The organism is Pseudochelatococcus sp., from assembly GCF_050946405.1.
Taxonomy (GTDB): domain Bacteria; phylum Pseudomonadota; class Alphaproteobacteria; order Rhizobiales; family Beijerinckiaceae; genus Pseudochelatococcus.
Genome location: NZ_JBMNUS010000010.1, coordinates 69,237 through 91,136 on the forward strand (window position 1 = coordinate 69,237; position 21,900 = coordinate 91,136).

At 66.9% G+C, this 21,900-nt stretch carries 17 protein-coding genes; 13 read left to right on the forward strand and 4 right to left on the reverse strand.

Going from position 1 to position 21,900, the window contains the following annotated elements; all coding sequences use genetic code 11:
* Window positions 1–201 precede the first annotated feature (201 nt).
* From proS to pstB, 7 genes are all read left to right on the forward strand, one after another.
* Window positions 202–1,533, forward strand: a complete 1,332-nt coding sequence (gene proS / locus ACOYJQ_RS14890; RefSeq protein WP_433459475.1) for a proline--tRNA ligase — start codon at window positions 202–204, stop codon at window positions 1,531–1,533.
* Between the two features lie 127 nt (window positions 1,534–1,660).
* Window positions 1,661–2,947 (forward strand): lipoprotein-releasing ABC transporter permease subunit, encoded by a 1,287-nt coding sequence (locus tag ACOYJQ_RS14895; RefSeq protein ID WP_433459477.1) that lies wholly within the window; start codon window positions 1,661–1,663, stop codon window positions 2,945–2,947.
* Window positions 2,948–2,952: 5 nt separating this feature from the next.
* Window positions 2,953–3,651 carry an ABC transporter ATP-binding protein gene (locus ACOYJQ_RS14900; protein ID WP_433459479.1) on the forward strand — a complete coding sequence of 233 codons (699 nt, stop codon included), beginning with the start codon at window positions 2,953–2,955 and terminating at the stop codon, window positions 3,649–3,651.
* Between the two features lie 929 nt (window positions 3,652–4,580).
* Window positions 4,581–5,615, forward strand: coding sequence for a PstS family phosphate ABC transporter substrate-binding protein (locus ACOYJQ_RS14905; RefSeq protein WP_433459481.1), 1,035 nt, complete (start codon window positions 4,581–4,583; stop codon window positions 5,613–5,615).
* 210 nt (window positions 5,616–5,825) lie between these two features.
* Complete coding sequence (gene pstC / locus ACOYJQ_RS14910) at window positions 5,826–7,193, forward strand: phosphate ABC transporter permease subunit PstC (RefSeq protein WP_433459582.1); 1,368 nt, start codon at window positions 5,826–5,828, stop codon at window positions 7,191–7,193.
* A gap of 1 nt (window position 7,194) precedes the next feature.
* Window positions 7,195–8,559: a phosphate ABC transporter permease PstA gene (gene pstA, locus ACOYJQ_RS14915; protein ID WP_433459483.1), complete on the forward strand. Its 1,365-nt coding sequence runs from the start codon at window positions 7,195–7,197 to the stop codon at window positions 8,557–8,559.
* A gap of 74 nt (window positions 8,560–8,633) precedes the next feature.
* Complete coding sequence (gene pstB / locus ACOYJQ_RS14920; RefSeq protein WP_433459583.1) at window positions 8,634–9,416, forward strand: phosphate ABC transporter ATP-binding protein PstB; 783 nt, start codon at window positions 8,634–8,636, stop codon at window positions 9,414–9,416.
* Between the two features lie 17 nt (window positions 9,417–9,433).
* Here pstB and arsK read toward each other — a convergent pair whose 3' ends face one another.
* Window positions 9,434–10,654: an arsenite efflux MFS transporter ArsK gene (gene arsK, locus ACOYJQ_RS14925; protein ID WP_433459484.1), complete on the reverse strand. Its 1,221-nt coding sequence runs from the start codon at window positions 10,652–10,654 to the stop codon at window positions 9,434–9,436.
* A 340-nt stretch (window positions 10,655–10,994) separates the two neighbouring features.
* On the opposite strand from arsK, the gene ACOYJQ_RS14930 reads away from it, so the two are divergent.
* The 3 genes from ACOYJQ_RS14930 to aztD all read left to right on the forward strand — a co-directional run bounded on the left by ACOYJQ_RS14930 (window position 10,995) and on the right by aztD (window position 14,191).
* Window positions 10,995–11,636 (forward strand): hypothetical protein, encoded by a 642-nt coding sequence (locus tag ACOYJQ_RS14930; RefSeq protein WP_433459485.1) that lies wholly within the window; start codon window positions 10,995–10,997, stop codon window positions 11,634–11,636.
* Window positions 11,637–11,902: 266 nt separating this feature from the next.
* On the forward strand, window positions 11,903–12,889 hold the full coding sequence (aztC, locus tag ACOYJQ_RS14935; RefSeq protein WP_433459487.1) for a zinc ABC transporter substrate-binding protein AztC: 987 nt from the start codon (window positions 11,903–11,905) through the stop codon (window positions 12,887–12,889).
* A 51-nt stretch (window positions 12,890–12,940) separates the two neighbouring features.
* Complete coding sequence (gene aztD / locus ACOYJQ_RS14940; RefSeq protein WP_433459488.1) at window positions 12,941–14,191, forward strand: zinc metallochaperone AztD; 1,251 nt, start codon at window positions 12,941–12,943, stop codon at window positions 14,189–14,191.
* A 63-nt stretch (window positions 14,192–14,254) separates the two neighbouring features.
* On the opposite strand, the gene ACOYJQ_RS14945 is transcribed toward aztD, so the two are convergent.
* Together ACOYJQ_RS14945 and hemH are read right to left on the reverse strand one after the other, a co-directional pair.
* On the reverse strand, window positions 14,255–15,244 hold the full coding sequence (locus ACOYJQ_RS14945; protein WP_433459489.1) for a KpsF/GutQ family sugar-phosphate isomerase: 990 nt from the start codon (window positions 15,242–15,244) through the stop codon (window positions 14,255–14,257).
* Window positions 15,245–15,389: 145 nt separating this feature from the next.
* Window positions 15,390–16,475: a ferrochelatase gene (hemH, locus tag ACOYJQ_RS14950; RefSeq protein WP_433459491.1), complete on the reverse strand. Its 1,086-nt coding sequence runs from the start codon at window positions 16,473–16,475 to the stop codon at window positions 15,390–15,392.
* Window positions 16,476–16,804: 329 nt separating this feature from the next.
* Between hemH and ACOYJQ_RS14955 the strand changes: the two genes are divergently transcribed.
* The 3 genes from ACOYJQ_RS14955 to ACOYJQ_RS14965 all read left to right on the forward strand — a co-directional run bounded on the left by ACOYJQ_RS14955 (window position 16,805) and on the right by ACOYJQ_RS14965 (window position 19,780).
* Window positions 16,805–17,758 carry an energy transducer TonB gene (locus tag ACOYJQ_RS14955; RefSeq protein WP_433459494.1) on the forward strand — a complete coding sequence of 318 codons (954 nt, stop codon included), beginning with the start codon at window positions 16,805–16,807 and terminating at the stop codon, window positions 17,756–17,758.
* A 103-nt stretch (window positions 17,759–17,861) separates the two neighbouring features.
* Window positions 17,862–18,986, forward strand: a complete 1,125-nt coding sequence (locus ACOYJQ_RS14960; protein WP_433459495.1) for a FecCD family ABC transporter permease — start codon at window positions 17,862–17,864, stop codon at window positions 18,984–18,986.
* Window positions 18,983–19,780 (forward strand): ABC transporter ATP-binding protein, encoded by a 798-nt coding sequence (locus ACOYJQ_RS14965; RefSeq protein ID WP_433459498.1) that lies wholly within the window; start codon window positions 18,983–18,985, stop codon window positions 19,778–19,780. The genes ACOYJQ_RS14960 and ACOYJQ_RS14965 overlap by 4 nt, the downstream gene beginning before the upstream one ends.
* A gap of 65 nt (window positions 19,781–19,845) precedes the next feature.
* Here the strand turns inward: ACOYJQ_RS14965 and ACOYJQ_RS14970 are convergent, their stop codons facing one another.
* Entirely contained in the window at window positions 19,846–21,660 is a 1,815-nt protein-coding gene (locus tag ACOYJQ_RS14970) for a M3 family oligoendopeptidase (RefSeq protein ID WP_433459499.1), read from the reverse strand.
* Window positions 21,661–21,900: the final 240 nt, after the last annotated feature.

A 21,900-nucleotide genomic window follows, 5' to 3' on the forward strand; every position in this document is an offset into this window, starting at 1 on the left:
AGCCGGGGCGATTCATACGACATCCGCGGCAAGTTGTCACCTTTTTGTGCACACGGGCGGATGGTCGCCGGGCGGTGTCCGCGTCGGGCCCGCTTCGCGGCAGCGCCTTGCGGAAACCTGTGTGCAGATGGCGCTACAGATGCTATGGCCTTTGATCCAGAGGTTTTTGCGATTCCATCTGTCTTATCGATCAGGGTTCCCATGCGTCTCAGCCGCTATTTTCTTCCCAGCCTCCGCGAAACCCCCAAGGAAGCGGAAATCGTCTCGCATCGGTTGATGCTGCGCGCCGGGATGATCCGGCAGCAGTCGGCGGGCATCTACGCCTGGCTGCCGCTCGGGCTCAAGGTGCTGAACAGGATCTGCGCCATCATCCGCGAGGAGCAGGCGCGCGCCGGGGCGCAGGAAATCCTGATGCCGACCGTCCAGTCGGCGGATCTGTGGCGCGAATCGGGGCGCTACGAGGCCTATGGCAAGGAGATGCTGCGTATCCGCGACCGTCACGACCGCGAGATGCTCTACGGCCCCACCAACGAGGAGATGGTGACGGATATCGTGCGCTCCTTCGTGCGCTCCTACAAGGATCTGCCGCTCAACCTCTATCATATCCAGTGGAAGTTCCGCGACGAGATCAGGCCGCGTTTCGGCACCATGCGCTCGCGCGAATTCCTGATGAAGGACGCCTATTCCTTCGATATCGACGCCGCCGGCGCCCGCCATTCCTATAACCGCATGTTCGTGGCCTATCTGCGCACCTTCGCGCGCATGGGACTCAAGGCCATCCCGATGCAGGCCGACACCGGGCCGATCGGCGGCGATCTCAGCCACGAATTCATCATTCTCGCCGATACCGGCGAGAGCGAGGTTTTCTGCCATCGGGATTTTCTGGAGTTCGTGGCGCCGCCCGCCGATACCGATTTCGACGACGCGGAAGGGTTGCAGGCCATCTTCGACCGCTGGACGGCGCTCTACGCGGCGACATCGGAAAAGCACGATCCCGCGACCTTCGACGCCATCGCGCCCGCCAAGCAGGTGTCGGCGCGCGGCATCGAGGTGGGGCATATCTTCTACTTCGGCACCAAGTATTCCGATCCCTTCAAGGCGTCCGTGACCGGGCCGGACGGGCAGGAACACACCCTGCACATGGGCTCCTACGGCATCGGCCCCTCGCGGCTGGTCGCGGCGATCATCGAGGCGAGCCACGATGACGCCGGAATCATCTGGCCTGATCCGGTCGCGCCTTTCCATGTCAGCCTTCTCAACCTGAAGGTGGGCGATTCGGCCACCGACGCCGCGGCCTTCCGGCTGGAGAAGGCGTTTGCCGCGCGCGGTTTCGACGTGCTGCATGACGATCGCGACGAGCGCCCCGGCGCGAAGTTCGCGACCGCCGACCTGATCGGTTCGCCCTGGCAGGTGCTGGTCGGACCGAAGTCGCTGGCCGAGGGCAAGGTCGAGGTCAAGCGCCGGGCGACCGGCGAGCGCGAGTTGTTGTCGGTGGAGGATGCCGTCGAGCGCATCGCCGCGGGCGCGTCCTGAAGCGGCGCGGCGGCGGACCGGAGGGCGCTCGCGCTTTCCGGGGCGCGTGATGCGTCAACGAATGGATGGAGCGTCGCCTTGGCGTTCGCGAAGGCGCGATGCTCCGGGGAGAAGAGGTTCGAGGACGATGGCGAGAGGCGGCGATGCATCGCAAGCCGGCGCGACGAGGCCGTTCGCGCCCTTCGAATGGTTGCTGGCGTGGCGTTATCTGCGCGCGCGCCGGCGCGAGGGCTTCATTTCGATCATCGCCGGCTTCTCCTTCGCCGGGGTCATGCTGGGCGTCGCGACGCTGATCGTCGTGATGTCCGTGATGAACGGCTTTCGCGCCGAGCTTCTGAGCAAGATCATCGGCGTCAACGGCCATATCTTCGTCGCTCCCATCGATTCGCCCCTGCGCGATTATGTCGAGGTATCGGAGCGCATCGCCGCCGTGCCCGGCGTGACGCGCGCCGTGCCGATGGTGGAAGGGCAGGCGCTCGCTTCCTCGCCCTACAACGCCGGCGGCGTGCTGGTGCGCGGGGTGCGCGAACAGGATCTCGCCGCCACGCCCTTCATCGCCGATACGGTCCGCGAGGGCACGCTCGCCGGCTTCGACGAGAAGGGCGGGGTGGCCATCGGCCGCCGGCTCGCCGAGCAACTGAGCCTGCGGGCGGGCGACACGCTCACCGTCGTGTCGCCCAAGGGGGCGGCGACGCCCTTCGGCACCGCGCCGCGCATCAAGTCATACCCCATCGTGGCGATCTTCGAGATCGGCATGTCGGAGTTCGACGCCGCCTTCGTCTACATGCCGCTGGAGGAAGCGCAGAACTACTTCAACCGCGACGGCGACGTCAGCGTCATAGAGGTGTTCGTCGCCGACGCCGACCGGGTGGACGAGGCGCGCGCGGCCATCGATCAGGCGGCGGGGCGCCAGATCATGATGACGGACTGGCGCCAGCGCAACCGCACGTTCTTCAGCGCGCTGGAGGTCGAGCGCAACGTCATGTTCCTGATCTTGCTGCTGATCGTGCTCGTGGCGGCGCTCAACATCGTCTCCGGCCTCATCATGCTGGTGAAGGACAAGAGCGCCGATATCGCCACCCTGCGCACCATCGGCGCGACGCGCGGCGCCATCATGCGCGTGTTCCTGATCACGGGCGCGTCCATCGGCATTTCCGGCACGCTGGCCGGCTTTCTCCTCGGGCTCGTGATCACGCTGAACGTGGAATCCATCCGCTCCTTCCTGTCGTCGCTGACCAGCACGGAGCTGTTCTCGGCGGAAATCTACTTCCTGAGCCGCCTGCCGGCGGTGATCGAGCCGGGGGAGGTGGCGACCGTGGTGTTCACCGCCATGCTGCTGTCGCTGCTGGCGACCCTTTACCCAAGCTGGCGGGCGGCGCGGCTCGATCCCGTCGAAGCCCTGCGCTACGGTTGACAGAGATGGTTCACACGAATCCGCCGCCGACACCCGCCCTGTTCCTGTCGCAGGTGGTGCGCCACTACCCGCAGGGAGAAGGATCGCTGGAAATCCTGCGCGGCGCGGATGTCGCCGTGTGGCCCGGCGAGATCGTCGCGCTGGTGGCGCCGTCGGGGTCGGGCAAGTCGACGCTGCTGCATTGCGCCGGCCTGCTGGAGCGGCCCGATTCCGGCGAGGTCTATATCGGCGAGCAGGCGACGGTGGGGCTGGACGACGGCGGTCGCACGCGCCTGCGCCGTCTGGAGATCGGTTTCGTCTATCAGTTCCACCACCTCCTGCCGGAGTTTTCAGCCCTCGAGAACGTCTGCCTGCCCCAGCTCATCCGCGGCCTCGACAGGCGGACGGCGGTGCAGAGGGCGCAGGAGCTGCTGTCCTTTCTCGGGCTCGGCGAGCGCCTGCATCACCGGCCCGCGGAGCTGTCCGGCGGCGAGCAGCAGCGCGTCGCCATCGCGCGCGCGGTGGCCAACGCGCCCCGGCTGCTGCTGGCGGATGAACCCACCGGCAACCTGGACCCCAAAACCGCCGATCACGTTTTCGCGACACTGGTCGCGCTGGTTCGCGCCTCGCGGCTCGGCGCGCTGATCGCCACCCACAATCTCGATCTCGCGGCCCGGATGGATCGCCGCGTGACCATCCGCGACGGTCTCGTGCTGCCCGCGTAGGGTGCGTGGTCAGGCGCAAGCCGCATGCGCGTCAAAACGCCTTCGGCGTGAATCGAAAAATCGCCCCGAGCCGTTTTCCGGCGGCGCTTTTTGCGAAATGTCGGTCTTCTTTCCGTTTCGATGCAGTAGAATGCACAGCAGAGCAACTTGCGTTCAAGCCGATCCATCGGCTTGAACGCAAGTTGCGGTAAAATATGGAATTTAGAGCGGGATGGCGATTCAACCTGATCGCATCCCGGTCTAAAGCGTTTTCAAGCAAAGCGGATACCGCTTTGCGTGAAGAAAACGCGTCAAGTCAATAAGATAGAGCCTTGAGCGGAAAAGCGCGCGCTTTTCGCCGGGCGGCTGTTTGCGCCGGAAAAACGCGACGCATCAATGCATTGACAGAGCCTCCGAGCGCCTCGACCGGGACGTCCGCCGCTTCGGATCTCCATGGCGCGTGGTCGCCCGTTGCCGCCGCCGCGACAGTCAGCCGCACGCCGGTTCCAATATAAAATCGTAAAATCATCGATTTTCCGCCGGGCGGTCAGTTCTTCCAGGTGCTTCGGGGGCGTAGCGTCCGCTTGCCGACGAAGAGTTCGCGAAAAGCGGAAGCTATGGTGCCAGAATGCTATTTGTTATTCATTATCAACTTCTTATGCTGTCTCTGAAATGTTGTTTTATCCTGATATCGTTCTCTCATGCGGTGATTCAGGTGATTGTAGACGCGTCATCCGCAGCCGGCCTCGCAAGGGGCCGGGCAAGACGACCGGCGGGATGTCATGACGCCGCCGGTTCATCGGGATCTTCGCATCCTCCGCCTGCTTCTCCAGAGCAATTCTACTTTTCGTTGAAATGCAGAATTGCTCTATCTTTTTGTTCGAGCATCATCTTTTCCAAAAAGTGGCATCTGCTTTTGGGGATCATGCTCCAGATACGGAAGAGAGATCATGAAGAACGCACTCAAGGCGAGCGTCGCCGCTCTTGCCATTATCGGGGCATTCGCCACCACCGGAGCTTTCGCCCAGAGCCGGGACACCATCCAGATCGCCGGATCTTCGACCGTTCTGCCTTTCGCCTCGATCGTCGCCGAGGAATTCAGCGCAGCCAACCCCGAGTTCAAGACCCCCGTGGTGGGTTCGGGCGGCACGGGCGGCGGCCTGCGCCAGTTCTGCGAGGGCGTGGGCACCTCCACCATCGACATCGCCAATGCCTCGCGCCGCATTCGCGCCGGTGAGATCGAGACCTGCAACAAGAACGGTGTGAAGGACATCCGCGAAGTCCAGATCGGCTATGACGGCATCGTCTTCGCCGTCTCGATCGGCAAGGAAGATTTCAAGCTCGAGCCGGTGCATGTCTACAAGGCGATCGCTGCGCAGCTCTTCATCGACGGCAAGTGGGTGGCCAACCCCAACAAGAGCTGGAAGGACGTGGACGCCTCGCTTCCCGACCAGCCCATCGCCCTCGCCATTCCCGCTTCCAACCACGGCACGCGCGAAGTGTTCGAGGAGCGCGTGATCGCCGCCGGCTTCAAGGCGTCCAACCCGCCGGCGGACGCCCCCAAGGAAGCCCAGTCCGCGTTCCGTCAGGACGTGGTGATCGAGATCGCCGGCGATTACACCGAGACTCTCGCGCGCCTTCAGTCCAACCCGAACACCGTCGGCGTCTTCGGCCTGTCGTTCTATGACCAGAACCGCGACACGCTGAAGGTGGCCACCGTGTCGGGCGTGGAGCCCACGCTGGAGACGATCGCCGCCGGCCGGTATCCGGTGTCGCGTCCGCTGTTCTTCTATGTGAAGGGCGAGCATATCGGCGTCGTTCCGGGCATCGCGGAATATGTCGCGTTCTTCCTCTCGCCGGACATCGCCGGTGTGGGCGGGCGTCTCGAATCCGCCGGCCTGATCCCGGCCCCGGCCGATGAGACGGCGAAGTTCCTGGCCGCCTTCAACGAGGGCAAGAGCCTTTCGGCCGCGGACGTCAAGTAAGCCCCGCGCGGGCGAATGCGGGAGGCGGGCGTTTGATCGACGGCAATTCGCCTTCCGCACGAATCGCGGATCATCCGCAGACCGGAGCGTTTCTCCTTTTCATTGAAACGCGGAAGCGTTCCATCTGGTTGTTCTGACGCAGTTCCGGGGCAGGCGCGATATTCGCTTGCGCCGGAATGGCGTTATCCGTTCCGACAGACGATTATCGTGATTTCATTCCTCACCGCCGCGCTCATTCTCGTTCTTCTCGGCTTCGCCTATACGCAGGGCGTGTCGCGCAGCCTTGCGGTGGCGGGCGGAGGGCGCCTGCATTCGCGCCCCGGCTATCACGGCACGCTGGTGGCCATCTGGTGTCTCGTGCCCATGCTGCTCGTGCTGGGGTTGTGGGCGCTTTTCGGGGCGGGGGTGACGCGCGGGTTCGTCATCGCGCAACTGCCCGCCGAGGTGGCGGCGCTCGACGCCTATCCGCTCGACGCCGCCATCCGGCGCATCGAGGCCATCGCTTCCGGCTTCGGCGTCGCCGGGCAGGCGCAGCCCTATGAGATCGCCGCCGGCGCGGCGCTGCGCGCGTTCCGCACCTTCGCCTTCCTGATCGTGCTGGCCGCCGCCGCCGGGCTCGGCATTCTGGGGCTTCTGGCGGCGCGCCGGCGCATCTCGCCCGCCTTCAGGGCGCGCAACCGGGTGGAGACCGTGATCCGGGCGCTGCTGCTCGCGTGCTCCGCCATCGCCGTGCTGACGACGGCCGGCATCGTGGTGTCGCTTTTCAACGAGGCGTTCCGTTTCTTCGCCTTCGTTCATCCGCTGGATTTCTTCTTCGGCACGGTCTGGAATCCGGGCTTCGCCACCACCGGCACGCAGGCCATCGGGCAGTACGGGCTGCTGCCCTTGCTGTGGGGCACGATCATGGTGGCGCTCATCGCCATGCTCGTCGCGCTGCCCGTCGGCCTGCTGACGGCGATCTATCTCTCGCAATACGCCTCGGAGCGCCTGCGCGACGTGGCCAAACCGGTGATCGAGGTGCTCGCGGGCATCCCCACCATCGTCTACGGCTTCTTCGCGCTGGTGACGGTGGGGCCGTTCCTGTCGAATGCGGGGGCGGCGATCGGCCTCGACATCCGCGCCACCAGCGCGCTCACCGCCGGGCTGGTGATGGGCGTCATGATCATTCCCTTCGTGTCCTCGCTGTCCGACGACATCATGCGGCAGGTGCCGCTCTCGCTGCGCGACGGCTCGCTGGGGCTTGGCGCGACGCCGTCGGAAACCATCCGCCGGGTGACGTTGCCGGCCGCCCTGCCGGGCATCGTGGGCGCGCTGCTGCTGGCGGTGAGCCGCGCCGTCGGCGAAACCATGATCGTGGTGCTCGCGGCCGGCAACAGCCCGGTGCTGCGCTTCAACCCGTTCGAGCCGGTTTCCACCATCACCGTGACCATCGTCAACCAGCTCACCGGGGATTCCGACTTCGCCGGTCCGCAATCGCTGGTGGCCTTCGCGCTCGGCCTCACCCTCTTCGTGCTGACGCTGCTGCTCAACATGGTCGCCCTCTACATCGTCCGCCGCTTCCGGGAGCAATACGAATAGCATGGTCGATATCGCCGCCAGCTTCGACGAACTGGCCGCCCGCCGGCAGGCGCGGGTGCGGGCCGGCCTCGCGCGCCGCCATCTGGTCGAGCGCCTGTTCCGCGGCGCGGGGCTCGCCGCCATCGTCATCGCGCTCGGCCTCGTGGTCACGCTGTTCTGGATGATGGTGTCCAAGGGCGCGCCCGCCTTCATGCAGGCCACGCTGTCGCTCGATGCGACCTTCGATCCGGCCGTCGTCAAGGTCGGTCCCGCGCCCGTGCGCGCCGTCGGACAGTCCGACGCCGATTTTCGCGCCGCCATGCTGGCGTGGCGGCGTCAGGTCGCGGCGGTGAACTGGGGCGCGCTGGTGGAGCAGGCGGTGCGCGAAGGCGCGCCGGAGGGGTTCGCCATCGACCGGCGCAGCGCGATGGCGCTGGTCGAGACCAACGAGCGCCATCGCCTGCGCGACATGTTCGTCGCCGACCCCGGCCTGCTCGGGCAAACCGTGCGGGTCGACATGCTCGCCTCCGCCAATACCGACAACTGGCTCAAGGGCACGATCAACCGCGACCTGCCCGATGCGCGCCAGCAATTGTCGCGGCAGACGCGCGACCTGGCCGACGCCATGCTCGCGGACGGCACGATCCGCTTCGCCTTCGCATGGCACATCTTCACCAACACCGACTCGCGCTCGGCGCCCGCCGCCGCCGGTCTGGCCGGGGCCTTCGTCGGTTCGCTCTACATGATGCTCATCGTCATCGTGCTCGCCGTGCCCATCGGGGTGGCGAGCGCCATCTACCTTGAGGAATTCGCGCCGCGCAACCGCGTGACCGATCTCATCGAGGTCAACATCAACAATCTCGCCGCGGTTCCCTCCATCGTCTTCGGTCTTCTGGGCGCGGCCGTGTTCATCCGCTATTTCCGGCTGCCGATGTCCGCGCCCCTCGTCGGCGGCCTGGTGCTGACGCTGATGACGCTGCCCACCGTCATCATCGCCACCCGCTCGGCGCTGCGGGCGGTGCCGCTGTCGCTGCGCCAGGCGGTGCTGGGGGTGGGCGCGTCGCAGACGCAGATGGTGTTCCATCATGTGCTGCCGATCACCTTTCCGGCGATCCTGACCTCCGCCATCATCGGGGTGGCGCAGGCGCTGGGCGAAACCGCGCCGCTGCTGCTCATCGGCATGAACGCCTTCGTCGCCTCCATCCCGGCGACGCCGTTCGATCAGTCGAGCGCCCTGCCGGCGCAGATCTATCTGTGGCAGGGCAACGAGAACCGCAATTTCTTCGAGGCGCGCACCTCGGCGGCCATCATGGTGCTGCTCGGCCTGATGATCGTCCTGAACGGCCTCGACATCTTCCTGCGTAAAAGACTGGAGCGCCGCCAATGACCGCCCTCGACCCGACGACCGGCGCCCGGCTGGCGCCGCCGGATGCCGCAAGCGCGGTCGCCCCCGTCGAGACCGTGCGCACGCCGGACCCGCAGCCGCGCGGCATCCGGCTCAAGGCGCGGCATGTCGGCGTCTTCTACGGCGAGAAGCAGGCGCTGTTCGACGTATCGCTCGATGTGCCCGAAAAGGCGGTGACGTCGCTCATCGGCCCGTCCGGCTGCGGCAAGACGACCTTTCTGCGCTGCATCAACCGCATGAACGATACCATCGAGGGGTGCCGCGTCGTCGGTGACATCACGCTGGACGGACAGGACATCTACGATCCCTCCCTCGACGTGGTGGAATTGCGCGCGCGCGTGGGCATGGTGTTCCAGAAGCCCAATCCGTTCCCGAAATCGGTTTTCGAGAACGTCGCCTACGGCCCGCGCATTCACGGGCTGGCGCGCTCGAAGGCCGATCTGGAGGAGATCGTCGTCGCCAGTCTCAAGCGGGCGGGGCTGTTCGAGGAAGTCAAGGACCGTCTGCGCGAGCCGGGCACCGGGCTGTCGGGCGGGCAGCAGCAGCGCCTGTGCATCGCGCGCGCCATCGCCGTGAGCCCCGAGGTGATCCTGATGGACGAGCCCTGCTCGGCGCTCGATCCCATCGCCACCGCCGTGATCGAGGAACTGATCGACGAATTGCGCGAGCACTTCACCATCGTCATCGTCACGCATTCCATGCAGCAGGCGGCGCGCGTCAGCCAGAAGACGGCGTTCTTTCATCTGGGATGGCTGATTGAGGAAGGCCCGACCGAGGTGATCCTCACCCATCCGCGGCACAAGAAGACGCAGGACTACATCACCGGGCGCATCGGATAGCACCACCGGCGCGGCGTTTACCGGGCGGGGGCTTGCAGGCGCAGCAGCCGCATGATCGCGATGAACATGAAGACCGACGCGCCTCCGACGGCCGCCGAGGCGGCCAGTGTCCAGGCGACGCCGGCCCGCTCCATCAGCAGCGAGAAGATCAGCGGCGAGGCGGAAGAGACGATGAGCTTCGCCGAGGTGATCTGTCCCGCCCGCGCCGCATAGCCCGTGCTGCCGAAGAGAACCAGCGGCAGCGTGCCCTGCACGATGCTGCTCAGGCCCGCGCCGAGCCCGAACACGACGGCGAAGGCGACAGCGCCGCCGATGTGGGGCATGAGGGCGAGCAGGATCAGCAGCGAGCCCGACATCAGCCCCGCCGAGACGATCGCCAGCGTGGACTGCGACAGCCGGCCGCCGAGAACCATGCTCCCCGTGCGGCTCAGAAGCTGCGCGGGACCCACGAGCATGCCGATGGCGACCGCCGACGACTGGAGGCCGATGGCGTAAAGCAGCGGCAGCATGTGGATCAGCAGCGCCGACAGCACGAAGCTCTGAAAGGCGAAGCCGGCGATCATCAGGGCGGACGCCGTCGCCCTGTGCTCCGGCGCGAGTTGCCCGTCGATCCTGTCGGGGCCGGGCTCCGGCCGGGTTTCGCGCGGCGCTTCCGCGCAGCCGCCGCCCGCGCGGAAACGCCGCGCCCAGGCGAGAAGCCAGATGTAGAGCGGCAGGCAGATGACGAGATGCGATGCGGCGAACACGAGATACACCTGCCGCCACGACAGGACGGCGTGCAGGGATGTCGTGATGGGCCAGAAGATCGTCGAGGCAAGGCCGGCGAACAGGGTCAGATAGGTGATGTTGCGCTGCGCCGAGCGGGGATCGAGTTGCACCAGGAACGAAAACGACGTGTTGTATTGTATCAGGATCGCCGCGATCTCGATGGCGGTGACGGTGGCGACGAATGCGGCGCGGCCCGGCAGCAGCGCGCATGACGTCAGCGCCGCCGCCGAAGCGAGCGTGCCGATCGCCATCACCCGTCCCGCGCCGATGCTGTCCGCCCAGCGGCCCGCGCGCGGCGCCAGCAGCCCGCTGGCCAGCAGCGCCGCCGAAAGAACGCCGAACACCCCCTCGACGGGCCACCCGAGCCCTTGCGCCATCGCCGGGGCAAGCAGCGCGAAGCTGTGATACAGCGTGCCGTAACCGATCACCTGGGCGATGCCGAGGGCGGTGATCATGGTGAGGGAATTCATGTCGGATCGCCCCGGATGCCATGCGCGCGGCCGTGAAGCGCGCCTCGCGGAAACATGTCTCCCGGAAGTGCAGATTCCTGCCATGGCAGGCAGTTTCCGGCCGATTGCTTAACGGTCTGGAAACGAACGTCTGTTTGCCGCGCAAGGCTGATGCGCCATCCGGGCGGGGTACGGGAATCGTCCGCTCATAAAAAGATATCCATGCGCGCCGTTTTCTGCTTCAAGGTCCATGGGCGATAGACATAATTGTCGGTTTTCTTCGCTTGTTCAGGCGATAGTGGCGTATGATCAGATGTTTTCGTCATTCAGAGGCCCGAGGTTTTCGGGAAGCGCCGCCGGAATGCGGAACCGGGATGCGGCGGAAGGCGATGCGGCGGAAGGCTTGGGCTTCGCACGCCGGATGACGGCGTTTCCTCTTGCGGCCGCGCTTCTGCTGGTCGTTTCCTCCGCGCGGGGAGACGACGCGACCGATCTTCTGTTCCTCTACGCCGATGAAACGCCGGGCGGCGGATACGGCGGCGCCGGCTGGCTTCACGCTCCCGGCGGTCTCGACCGCACCGGGCCGGTTTTCTCGGCCGAAGCCGGCCGCTCGTTCGAGTATGAGGCGCGCGTCGCGGCCATGGCCGGGTGGCGTCTCGCATGGGGCCGGACCATCACCACCGTGCTCGGCGGTCTTGAGGCGGGTTCGACCATCCGGCCCGTGGCCTCCGTCGATGTATGGCTGGACGACGCCGGATGGATGGCGACGGCGCGGGCGCAGGTGACGCCGGATTACATGTCATGGCGCGCGGCTGTCGGCTGGAAGGCGGGCGACGGCCTGCCCTGGTTCGGCCCCGAGCTTTCCTCGACGGGCGACGAGCGGACGCGCTTCGGCGCGCACGCCACCGGCGTCCGGCTGCCGTGGCGCTTCGAGGCGCGCGCTTCCGCCGGGTGGTCGGCGGGCGGCACCTACGGCGAGCTGTCGCTCTGGCGACGGTTCTGAACCCGCCTGTCCGAACATTCTCACCTGCCTCTGAATCGCGAAAAACCTCCGGAACCTTCGTTACGGGAGGGGCTCGACAAGCGGGTGCGGATCGCCTAGAAATGAAACGTTATTACATTATGCCTTGCGCTGCGATGAAGCGCTCGCGTCAGAGCGTTTTCCGATCGGATGGAACCATCCGATCGACGGGAACGCGCGCGGGACAGATGCTCAAGGTGCGTCGTCCGGCCCGCAGGCCGGAGAGCGAAGCGAAGGATGACCGGCGGATGAACGGGTTCAGGAAACTGGGGGCGGCGCTGGGCGTCGCGGTCGCGCTGTCCGCCATGTCGTCGGCGGCGATGGCGGAAAAACTGCGCGTCGTCGCGAGCTTTTCCATCATCGGCGATTTCGCGGCGCGGATCGGCGGCGAGAGGATCGAACTGCGCACGCTCGTCGGCCCGGACGGCGACGCCCATATGTACGAGCCTCGCCCGTCCGACGCCATCGCGGCGGCGCACGCCGACGTCATTCTGATCAACGGGCTTCAGCTCGAGGGCTTCATGACGCGCCTCATCGCCGCGAGCGGCGCCAGCGCGCCCGTCGTCGAGGTCACGGCGGGCATCGACGTGCTGCGCGATCCGGCGGGCGGCCATTATCATTATGTGGGCGGCAAGGCCGTTTTTCACGCGGCGCCCTTCGATCCCCACGCATGGCAGTCCGTCGCCAACGCCCGCGTCTACGTCGGGAACATCGCGCAGGCCCTTTGCGCCGCCGACACGGCCGGCTGCGACATTTACCGCGCCAACGCCCGCGCCTATCTCGGCGAACTCGACGCGCTGGAGGGCGACATTCACAAGGCCATCGCCGCCATCCCGGCGGAAAAGCGCATCGTCGTCGTGGCGCACAATGCGTTCCGCTATTTCGAGCGGGCCTATGGCGTCAGGTTCCTGTCGCCGCAGGGCGTCTCCACGGAAGCGGAGGCTTCCGCCGCCGATGTGGCCGGCATCGTGCGCGAAATCCGGGAAAAGCGCGTCGCGGCCGTTCTGGCGGAAAACATCTCCGACGCCCGGCTCGTGAAGCGGATCGCCGCCGAGGCCGGCATGCGCGTGGGCGGCGTCCTCTATTCGGACGCACTGTCCGGGCCCGAGGGGCCGGCCCGCTCCTACCTTGCGATGATGCGGCACAACGTCGACACGATCCGCGCCGCCGCAGCGCCCGATGCTTCGCGCCGGGTCACGGAACATCCGGTTTCGACCGGCATCAACATGCAATAGAATAACGTAGTGGAGACAGATATGCCGAGAATGTCTATGCCGAGAACGTCTATGCCAAGAACGTCGTTATCCGTTCCCGCCCTTGCCCTGGCGCTCGGCCTTGCCGGCGGGGCCTTCGCGGGCAACGCCCTTGCCGATGAAAGCGTCACCGCCTGGCGGCTGTTCGTTTCCGATCACGAGAAGCCCGTGGTCCATGTCATCGATGCGCTCGACGGCGACAGGCTCGGCACGTTCACGGTCGACGGGCCGGCGACGCTGCATCGGACGGGGAGCGGCGAGACGGTTTTCGCGGTGCAGGGCGCAGCGGGCAAGGTATCGGCGATCGCCACGGGCATCGCCTTCCATGACCATGGCGACCATGCCGATATCGATGTCGACGAGCCGAAGTTGCTTGATACCGTGTTCTCGGGCCAGAAGCCGGCACATTTCGTGGAGCGGCAGGGCATCGTCGCGCAATGGTTCGACGGTGAGAAGGCCGCGCGCGTCTTTTCGGAGAAAGCGGTTCTCGACGGCAAGGCGGAGGTTCGCACCGTCGATGTGACAGCCGCGCATCACGGTGTCGCCGTGCCTTACGACAACCACGCCGTCGTGACGATTCCCAATCCCGAAGATGCCTCGAAGCGTCCGGTCGGGGCGCGCATCGTCGGCTTCGACGGGAAGCAGGCGGGCGGAGATGCAGCTTGCCCCGGCCTGCACGGTTCCGCCGGATCGGGCGATATCTACGCGCTTGCGTGCGGCACGGGTCTTCTGCTGATCACCCGGAAGGGCGACGCGCCGGAAATCCGCCATCTGCCGTATGCGAAATCGTTGCCGGAGGGCAGCGTGTCGACCCTGATCGGCGGCAAGGGCCTGCAATATTTCGTCGGCAATTTCGGCGCCGACCGTATCGTGCTTGTCGATCCGTCCGAGGCCGAGGCGTTCCGGCTGGTGCAACTGCCGACGCGCCGGGTTCATTTCGTCGTCGATCCCGTGCGGCCGCAATACGTCTATGTCTTCACCGAGGACGGCAAGCTGCATCGCGTCGATGTGGTGAAGGGCGAAATCGCCGGTTCGCTGACGCTGACCGGTCCCTACTCGATGGATGGGCACTGGAGCGATCCGCGCCCGCGTGTCGCCGTCGCCGGCGACAAGGTGGTCGTCACCGATCCGCTCGCCGGCAAACTGCATGTGGTCGACGCCGGGAACTTCGGCAAGACGGGCGAGATCGCCGTCGAGGGCAAGCCCTTCAACATCGTCGCCGTCGGCGGCACGGGGCAGGTTCACGACCATGCCGAAGGTGAGGGGCACGCGCACGCCCATTGACGGGATCGTGCGGGCCTGCGCGCCTCGTCGACGGCCGGCGCTTCGCGCGCCGGCCGTTCGGCGTCATACCGTGCCGGCGCGCAGCAGGTGGAGGATATGCACGATGCCGACCGGCCGCCCCGCGGCGTCGGCGACGACGAGCGCGCTGATGCGCGTGTGCTCCATGATCCGCACCGCCTCGCCGGCGAGCGTGTCGGGCGCGATGACCTTGGGGGAGCGCGTCATCACCTCGTCGACGAGACGCGCGGGCAGGTCGTTGTTCATGTGGCGGCGCAGGTCGCCGTCGGTGACGATGCCGGCCAGCCGGCCGTCGGCGTTCTCCACCAGCACGCAGCCGTAGCCTTTCGCGCTCATCTCGACCAGCGCCTCGGCCATGCGCGCGCCGGTGCGCACCAGCGGCAGCCTCTCGCCGCCATGCATGATGTCGCGCACGAAGCGCAATTGCGCGCCGAGACGTCCGCCGGGATGAAAGACCTTGAAATCCTGCGCGGAAAAGCCGCGCGCCTCGATCAGCGCCACGGCGAGGGCATCGCCGATGACGAGCTGCATCGTTGTGGAGGTGGTGGGCGCGAGCCCGTTCGGGCACGCTTCGGAGGCTTTGGGCAGGATCAGCCCGATATCGGCCGCGCGCCCCAGTTCCGATTCGGCGTTGGCGGTGATGGCGACGAGCGCGATGCTGAACCGCTTGGCGTAGGTGAGGATCGCCCCCAGCTCCGCCGTGTCGCCCGACCACGAGAGGGCGAGCACGATGTCGTCCGCCTGGATCTGCCCGAGATCGCCGTGGCTCGCCTCAGACGGATGCACGAAATAGGCGGGCGTGCCCGTCGACGACAGCGTCGCGGCGATCTTGCGCCCCACATGGCCGGATTTGCCCATGCCGGTGACGATCACGCGGCCGCTCGCCTCCCGGATGCGCGCCACCGCCTGCCGGAAAGGCTCGCCGAGCCCGTTGCGCAGCGCTTGCGCGAGCTGGTCGAGTCCCTGCCGTTCGGTCTCGATGGTTTCAAGGGCGGAAGTGAGGGCGTTGAAAGGCGCGCCAGGCGCTCCGGGCATGATGGTGGATTCTCCGATGTGAAAGGAATGGGCCGCGGGCGGTCAGAGTTTTTCCCGTTCTGATTGAATCGCCATCCTGCTCCAAGTTCCATATTTTACCGCAACTTGCGTTCAATTCGATGGATCGATTTGAACGCGAACTGCTCTAGAGATCGACCCAGCCGCGCAGTTCCCGCCGCACAACATGGTCGATGACGGCCATGCCCTCGGGCGTGTCGTTGAGGCAGGGAATGGCGGCGAAGCGCTCGCCGCCGTTCTCCAGAAAGATGTCGCGGTTCTCGACGCCGATTTCCTCCAGCGTTTCCAGGCAATCCGCCGAGAAGCCGGGCGTGATGACGGCGAGCCGCTTCACGCCGGCTTGCGCCAGCCCCTTCACCGTCTCGTCGGTATAGGGAGTGAGCCATTCCTCGTTGCCGAAGCGCGACTGGAAGGTGAGCATGAGCCGCTCCGGCGAGAAACCCGTCGCCTCGCACAGCAGCGCATGGGTGCGCACGCAATGGCTGCGGTAGGGATCGCCCTTCAGGATATAGCTCCTGGGCACGCCGTGAAAGGAAGCGAGGATCTTTTCCGGCTCGAAGTCGAGCGCGGCCAGCGATTGCTTCAGGCTCGCCGCCAGCGCCTCGATATAGACGGGATCGTCGAAATAGGGCGGGGAGACGCGCACCGTCGGCTGCCAGCGCATGGCCATCAGCGCCTCGAAAGCCTTGTCGCAGGCGGTGGCGGAGGTCGCCGCCGCGTATTGCGGATAGAGCGGCACCAGCAGGATGCGGTCGCAGCCGGCCGCCTGCAAGGCCCGCAGGCGATCCGCCACGGCGGGCCGGCCATAGCGCATCGCCCAGTCGACCGTGACGCGCGCCGCCGCTTCCGGCGCCTGCCGCGCGAGTTTCTCGCCAAGTTTCTCGCCAAGTTTCTCGCCAAGTTTCTCGCTTTGCGCGCGGGTGATGGTCTTGAGCGGCGATTCGTTGCGCTCCCGGTTCCAGATGCTGTCGTAATCCTTGCCCTTGGGGCCGGGGCGCTTCGTCAGGATGATCAGGTTGAGCACCGGCCACCAGATCAGGCGGGAGGTCTCGATCACGCGCCTGTCGGAGAGGAATTCCTTCAGATAACGGCGCATGGACCAGTAATCGGTCGCTTCCGGCGTACCCAGATTGAGCAGCAGGACGCCGATACGCCCGCTTTCGAAGACGGGGAAATCGTCGGCTGTCGCGGTCGGCGCGGCGGCTGGCGGCATGCGGAAATCCCTTCATCGGTTCGCCCGGCCCGGCGCGGGGCCGCCAACATGTAATGCGATTTGCGCGCCGATCCAACCTCACAAGTGCGTGGCGAAACGGACGCAATGCGAAACGGGGGGCGCGTAACTGGTTTTGAACATGGCGCTTTTTCGGCTGTTTTTGCTGCTTCTAAAGTGTTAAGGTGCTGAAATTATTTGATTATTCCGCTTGATTCTCTCGCCGGGGAAAGCTACTTGTTGCGCGACTTTACGGAATGTTAATGCGCCATGCGCCCCTTCCGGGCCTGCGTGTGGCGGGGTGAGTGCTGGTTTCCCTGAGTTGTGGCGCGATGAGTTCAGTAACCTTTCACTATGACGACGGTCGCGAGCCGAATGGCGTGCCGCGCTGGATACTCGCGGCTGTGGTGGCGATCGCCGCGCACGGCGGCCTTGTCGCGCTGGTGAACGCGTGGGGGACGAGCGAGCCGCCTGCCGGCGAACCGCCGGCCGCGCTGATGATCGACATGGAGCCGATGGCCGCAGCGCCGGAAGCCGCGTCTTCGGAGGCGGCCGATCCCGGCCCGCTGGCCGAGGAAGCGCCGCCGATGGAGGATCTGCCGCCTGTCGAGGAGGTGCCGCCGATCGAGGAGCCGGAGCCTGAACCGGAGGTGATTCCCGAGCCGGAGCCTATCCCGGAGCCGGAGCCGATCGAGGAGCCGCCGCCCGAGCCCCTTCCTCCCGATCCGGTTCCCGAACTGGTCGAGACGCCGCCCGTGCCGGAGCCGGCGGTGTCCCTGCCTCCGCCTCCGCCGCCGCGTCCGGTGGTCGAGAAGAAGCCGGAGCCGAAGCCCGAGCCGCGCAAGCGGGCCGAGCCCAAGCCGAAACCCAAGCCGGCGCCGGCGAAGGTCAGCGAGAAGCCGCCGGCGCAGCGCACATCCGCGCCGCCGAGTTCGCGCGGCGCCCCCGGTTCGCGCTCGGCGGCGCCGTCGCAGGGCGGAGCGGTCAATCCCTCCGCCACGCCGGCGTCCTGGCGCAGCCGCATGCTCTCGCATCTCAACCGCCACAAGCGCTATCCCGCCATGGCGCGCCAGCGGGGCGAAACCGGCGTCGCCCGGCTGCAATTCACGATGGACCGTTCCGGCAGGGTGCTGTCGTACCGCCTGCTGGGCACCGCCGGCAGCCCCCTGCTCGACCAGGAGACGCTGGCCATGATACAGCGCGCCTCGCCGCTGCCGCCGGTTCCGCCGGAGGTGCCGGGCGGCACGCTGACCCTGACCGTGCCGGTCCGGTTCAATCTGCGGTAGAGCGCTTTCCGTCGGGGGAATCGTCCGAACGACGGGGGTTCTCTCGAAATCAGTAAGTGAGAGCCCGCCGGCGTTTTATTGTAACGCCGGCGGGCTCCGGGGCATGAGCCACAGGCCGAAGGTGCGGATGACGATTGCGCGGGAAGAGACGGTGCCGGCGGGCGCTGGCGGCGGCGATATGAACGGCGGTCATGCGGGCCTGTCGCGGCAATACGCGCGTTTCATCGCCGTGCGGATCACCGTGCTGGCGGCGCTCTGCGCGCTGCTGGTGGCGTCCTTTCTGGCCGATGTGGCGACGGGCACGTCGAACCTCGCGGTCGGCGACATCCTGCGCGGCCTTGTCGATCCCGCCGCGTTGAGCCGGGCGCAGGCCGTCATCCTGTGGGACGTGCGCCTGCCCTATGCGGTGATGGCGGTGCTCGTGGGGGCGGCGCTCGGCCTTGCGGGCGCGGAAATGCAGACCGTGCTCAACAACCCGCTGGCGAGCCCCTTCACGCTGGGCGTATCGGCGGCGGCGATGCTCGGGGCTTCCGTCGTCATCGTCTTCGATGTGCTGCCGGCCTGGCTGGACCAGAATTACGGCGTGGCGCTCGGCGCCTTCGTGTTCGCCGTGGGCTCCACCATGCTGATTCAGGCGCTGTCGCGCCTCTACGGTGCGACGGTGGATACCGTCGTGCTGTTCGGCATCGCCATGGTGTTCGTGCTGAACGCCCTCGTCGCCCTGATCCAGTTCGTGGCGGACGCCGACGCGCTCCAGCAGGTCGTGTTCTGGAACATGGGCAGCCTGACGCGCGCCACCTGGGGCAAGATCGCCATCGTCGCCGGCGTGCTGGCCCTGTGCCTGCCGCTGTCGATGATCCATGTCTGGGCGATGACGGCGCTGCGCGGCGGCGAGGATCACGCGCGCAGCTTCGGCATTCCGGTGGAGCGCCTGCGGCTGCTCGTCATGCTGCGGGTGAGCCTGCTCGCCGCCGCCGCCGTGTGCTTCGTTGGCACCATCGGCTTCATCGGCCTTGTCGGCCCGCACATCGCGCGCCTCGCGCTGGGCGAGGATCACCGCTTCTACCTGCCCGGCGCGGCGCTGGCCGGGGCGCTGGTGCTGTCGCTCGCGTCCATCGCCAGCAAGACGCTGGTGCCGGGGCTCATCCTGCCGGTGGGCATCGTCACCTCGCTCGTCGGCATCCCGCTGTTCATGGCGCTCATCCTCACCCGCCGGAGGGGCGCATGAACGATGCGGTTGCGGGCGGCGCGCTGCGGCTTGCGGACGTCAGCGTCGGCTACGGCCGCGTGCCGGTGCTCTCCCATCTCGATATTGGCCCCCTCGCGCCCGGTTCGCTGGTGGCGGTGGTGGGGTCGAACGCGGTCGGCAAATCCACGCTGCTGAAGGCGATCGCGGGCTTGCGGGCGTCATCCGGCCGTATTGCGCTCGGCGATACGGATCTTTCCCGTCTGCCGCTGACGAAGCGCGTGCGGCTGGTGGGCTATCTGTCGCAGGCGCTGCCGCAGTCCACCTCGCTCGTCGCCTATGAGGCGGTGACGAGCGCGCTGCGCGCCGTGCGCGGCGATCTTTCCGCCGCCGAGGTGGAGAGCACCGTGGAGGCGGTTTTTTCCGCGCTCGACCTGCGGGAACTCGCGTTGCGGCGGTTGTCCGAGATGTCGGGCGGCCAGCGCCAGATGGTCGGGCTGGCGCAGGTGCTCGTGCGCAAGCCGCCGCTGCTGCTGCTCGACGAGCCGACGAGCGCGCTCGATCTGCGCTGGCAGCTCAACGTGCTTGAGACGGTGCGCGCCATCACCCGCGACGAGGCGGCGATCTGCCTGATCGCCATCCACGACATCAACCTGGCGCTGCGCTTCTGCGACGCCATCGTCGTGCTCGGCGGCGGCGGCGTGCTGGCGGCGGGAGCGCCGGGCGAGGTGATGACGCCCGACCTGCTGCGCCGCGCCTATGGCATCGAGGGGCGGGTGGAGCGGTGCTCGCGCGGCTTCCCCATCGTGCTGACCGACCGCGCCGTCGCGCCCTGAGCGCCTTGAGTGCCGTGCACCGGCCCGGAACGCGCGCGTTCCGGGCCGGTGCACGGACGTATGGTTTACCGCTCCAGCGCTTCAAGCTCCGTGATAAACCCGTCGATGACGTTGAGGCCGTATTGCCAGAAGGCCGGATCGCTCGCGTCGAGGCCGAAGGGGGCGAGCAGTTCCCGGTAGTTCTTCGAGCCGCCCGCCGACAGCAGCGCGAAATATTTTTCCACGAAGCCGTCGCTCGCCTTCTCGTAGACGCCGTAAAGCGAGTTCACGAGGCAATCGCCGTAGGCGTACGCATAGACGTAGAACGGCGAATGAATGAAGTGGGGGATGTAGGACCAGAAAGTCTCGTAGCCCGGATTGAGCCGGATGGCCGGGCCAAGGCTCTCGCCCTGCACCGAAAGCCACAGATCGTTGATCTGCCCGCTGGTCAGTTCGCCCTCGCGCCGCGCCGTGTGCACCTTGCGCTCGAACTGGTAAAAGGCGATCTGGCGCACGACCGTGTTGATCATGTCCTCGACCTTGCCGGCGAGCAGCACCTTGCGCTGCACGGGGTCGGAGGTGGCGGCGAGCAGCTTGCGGAAGGTCAGCATCTCGCCGAACACCGAGGCCGTTTCGGCCAGCGTCAGCGGCGTTGGCGCGAGCAGCGCGCCCTGCGGCGCGGCGAGCACCTGATGGACGCCGTGCCCCAGTTCGTGCGCCAGCGTCATCACGTCGCGCGGCTTGCCGAGATAGTTGAGCAGCACATAAGGGTGCGCGGACGGCACCGTCGGATGCGCGAAGGCGCCCGGCGCCTTGCCGGGGCGGGCGGGCGCGTCGATCCAGCGCTTGTCGAAGAAGTCGCGCGCGATGTCGGCCATGCGCGGCGAGAAACCGGCATAGGCGTCGAGCACCGTGGCGCGCGCCTCGTCCCAGCCGATGACGCGGTTGTCGGTTTCCGGCAGCGGGGCGTTGCGGTCCCAGTTCTCCAGCACGTCCTTGCCCAGCCAGCGCGCCTTGAGCCGGTAATAGCGGTGCGACAGGCGCGGGTAGGCGGCGCGCACGGCTTCCGTGAGCGCCGCGACGACCTCCGGCTCCACGCGATTGGAGAGATGGCGGGAATCGGCGATGTCCCGGAAACCGCGCCAGCGGTCGGAGATTTCCTTGTCCTTGGCCAGCGTGTTGGTGATCAGCGTGAACACGCGCGCGTTGTCGGCGAACACCTTCGCGAGCGCCTCGCTGGCGTCCCGCCGCAGATCGGCTTCGGGCTCCTGCAACTTGTTGAGCGTTTCCTCCAGCGTCAGCTTCTCGCCGCGCACCTCGAAGCGCAGGGCGGCGAGCGTCTCGTCGTAGAGGCGGTTCCAGGCGCCACGCCCGGTCACGGATTTTTCGACGAAGAGTTTTTCGATCGCATCGTCAAGCTGATAGGGCTTGTCCCTGGCGAGATCGTCGAGCCACGGCTTCCAGCGCGCCAGCGGCTCCTGCGCGGCCGCCTGCGCCAGCAGCGCATCGTCCAGCCGGTTGAGTTCGAGCGCGAAGAACAGCAGATCGGTCGCGACCGCGGTGAGCTTGTCCTGCGTGTCGCCGTAGAACTTGGCCCGCGCCGGGTCCGTGGTGTCGCCGGCGTAGACGAGGCCGGCGTAGGAGGCGAGACGGCCCGTCAGGTCGTCGATGGCTTCATATCGGCGCACCGCCTCGCCGAGATCGGCGCTGGCGCTCGCGCCGCGCAGCAGGCCGTCCAGCTTGCCCGCGTAGGTCTGCGAGAAGGCCGCCGCGAGGGCGCCGGCCCGCTCCAGATCGGCCGCGAAGACGGGAGAGTCGATCGCCGGATAGAGGTCCGACAGGTCCCATTCCGGCAGGTCGCCGAGGGAGGCGGGGGTCGATGAAACGGCGCTGGTGGGCATGAGGCGCTGACTCCAGAATCGCGGCATTGGCATGACATGTGATCGGGACGGACGTTGAACTTAATGAATGCCTTCTTCCCGCGCAACGGACGGCTTGCGCCGCGTGGATGTAATATCAACGTTAACGGATGCTTAACCGTCGCCGTTGCAACCTGCGCCGGCGGGGAACCGGTATATGGTTTCCCCGGTTTCACGCCCGTTTTCCGGCGGGTATCGTATCGGGCAGTCAACTTTCCGGCG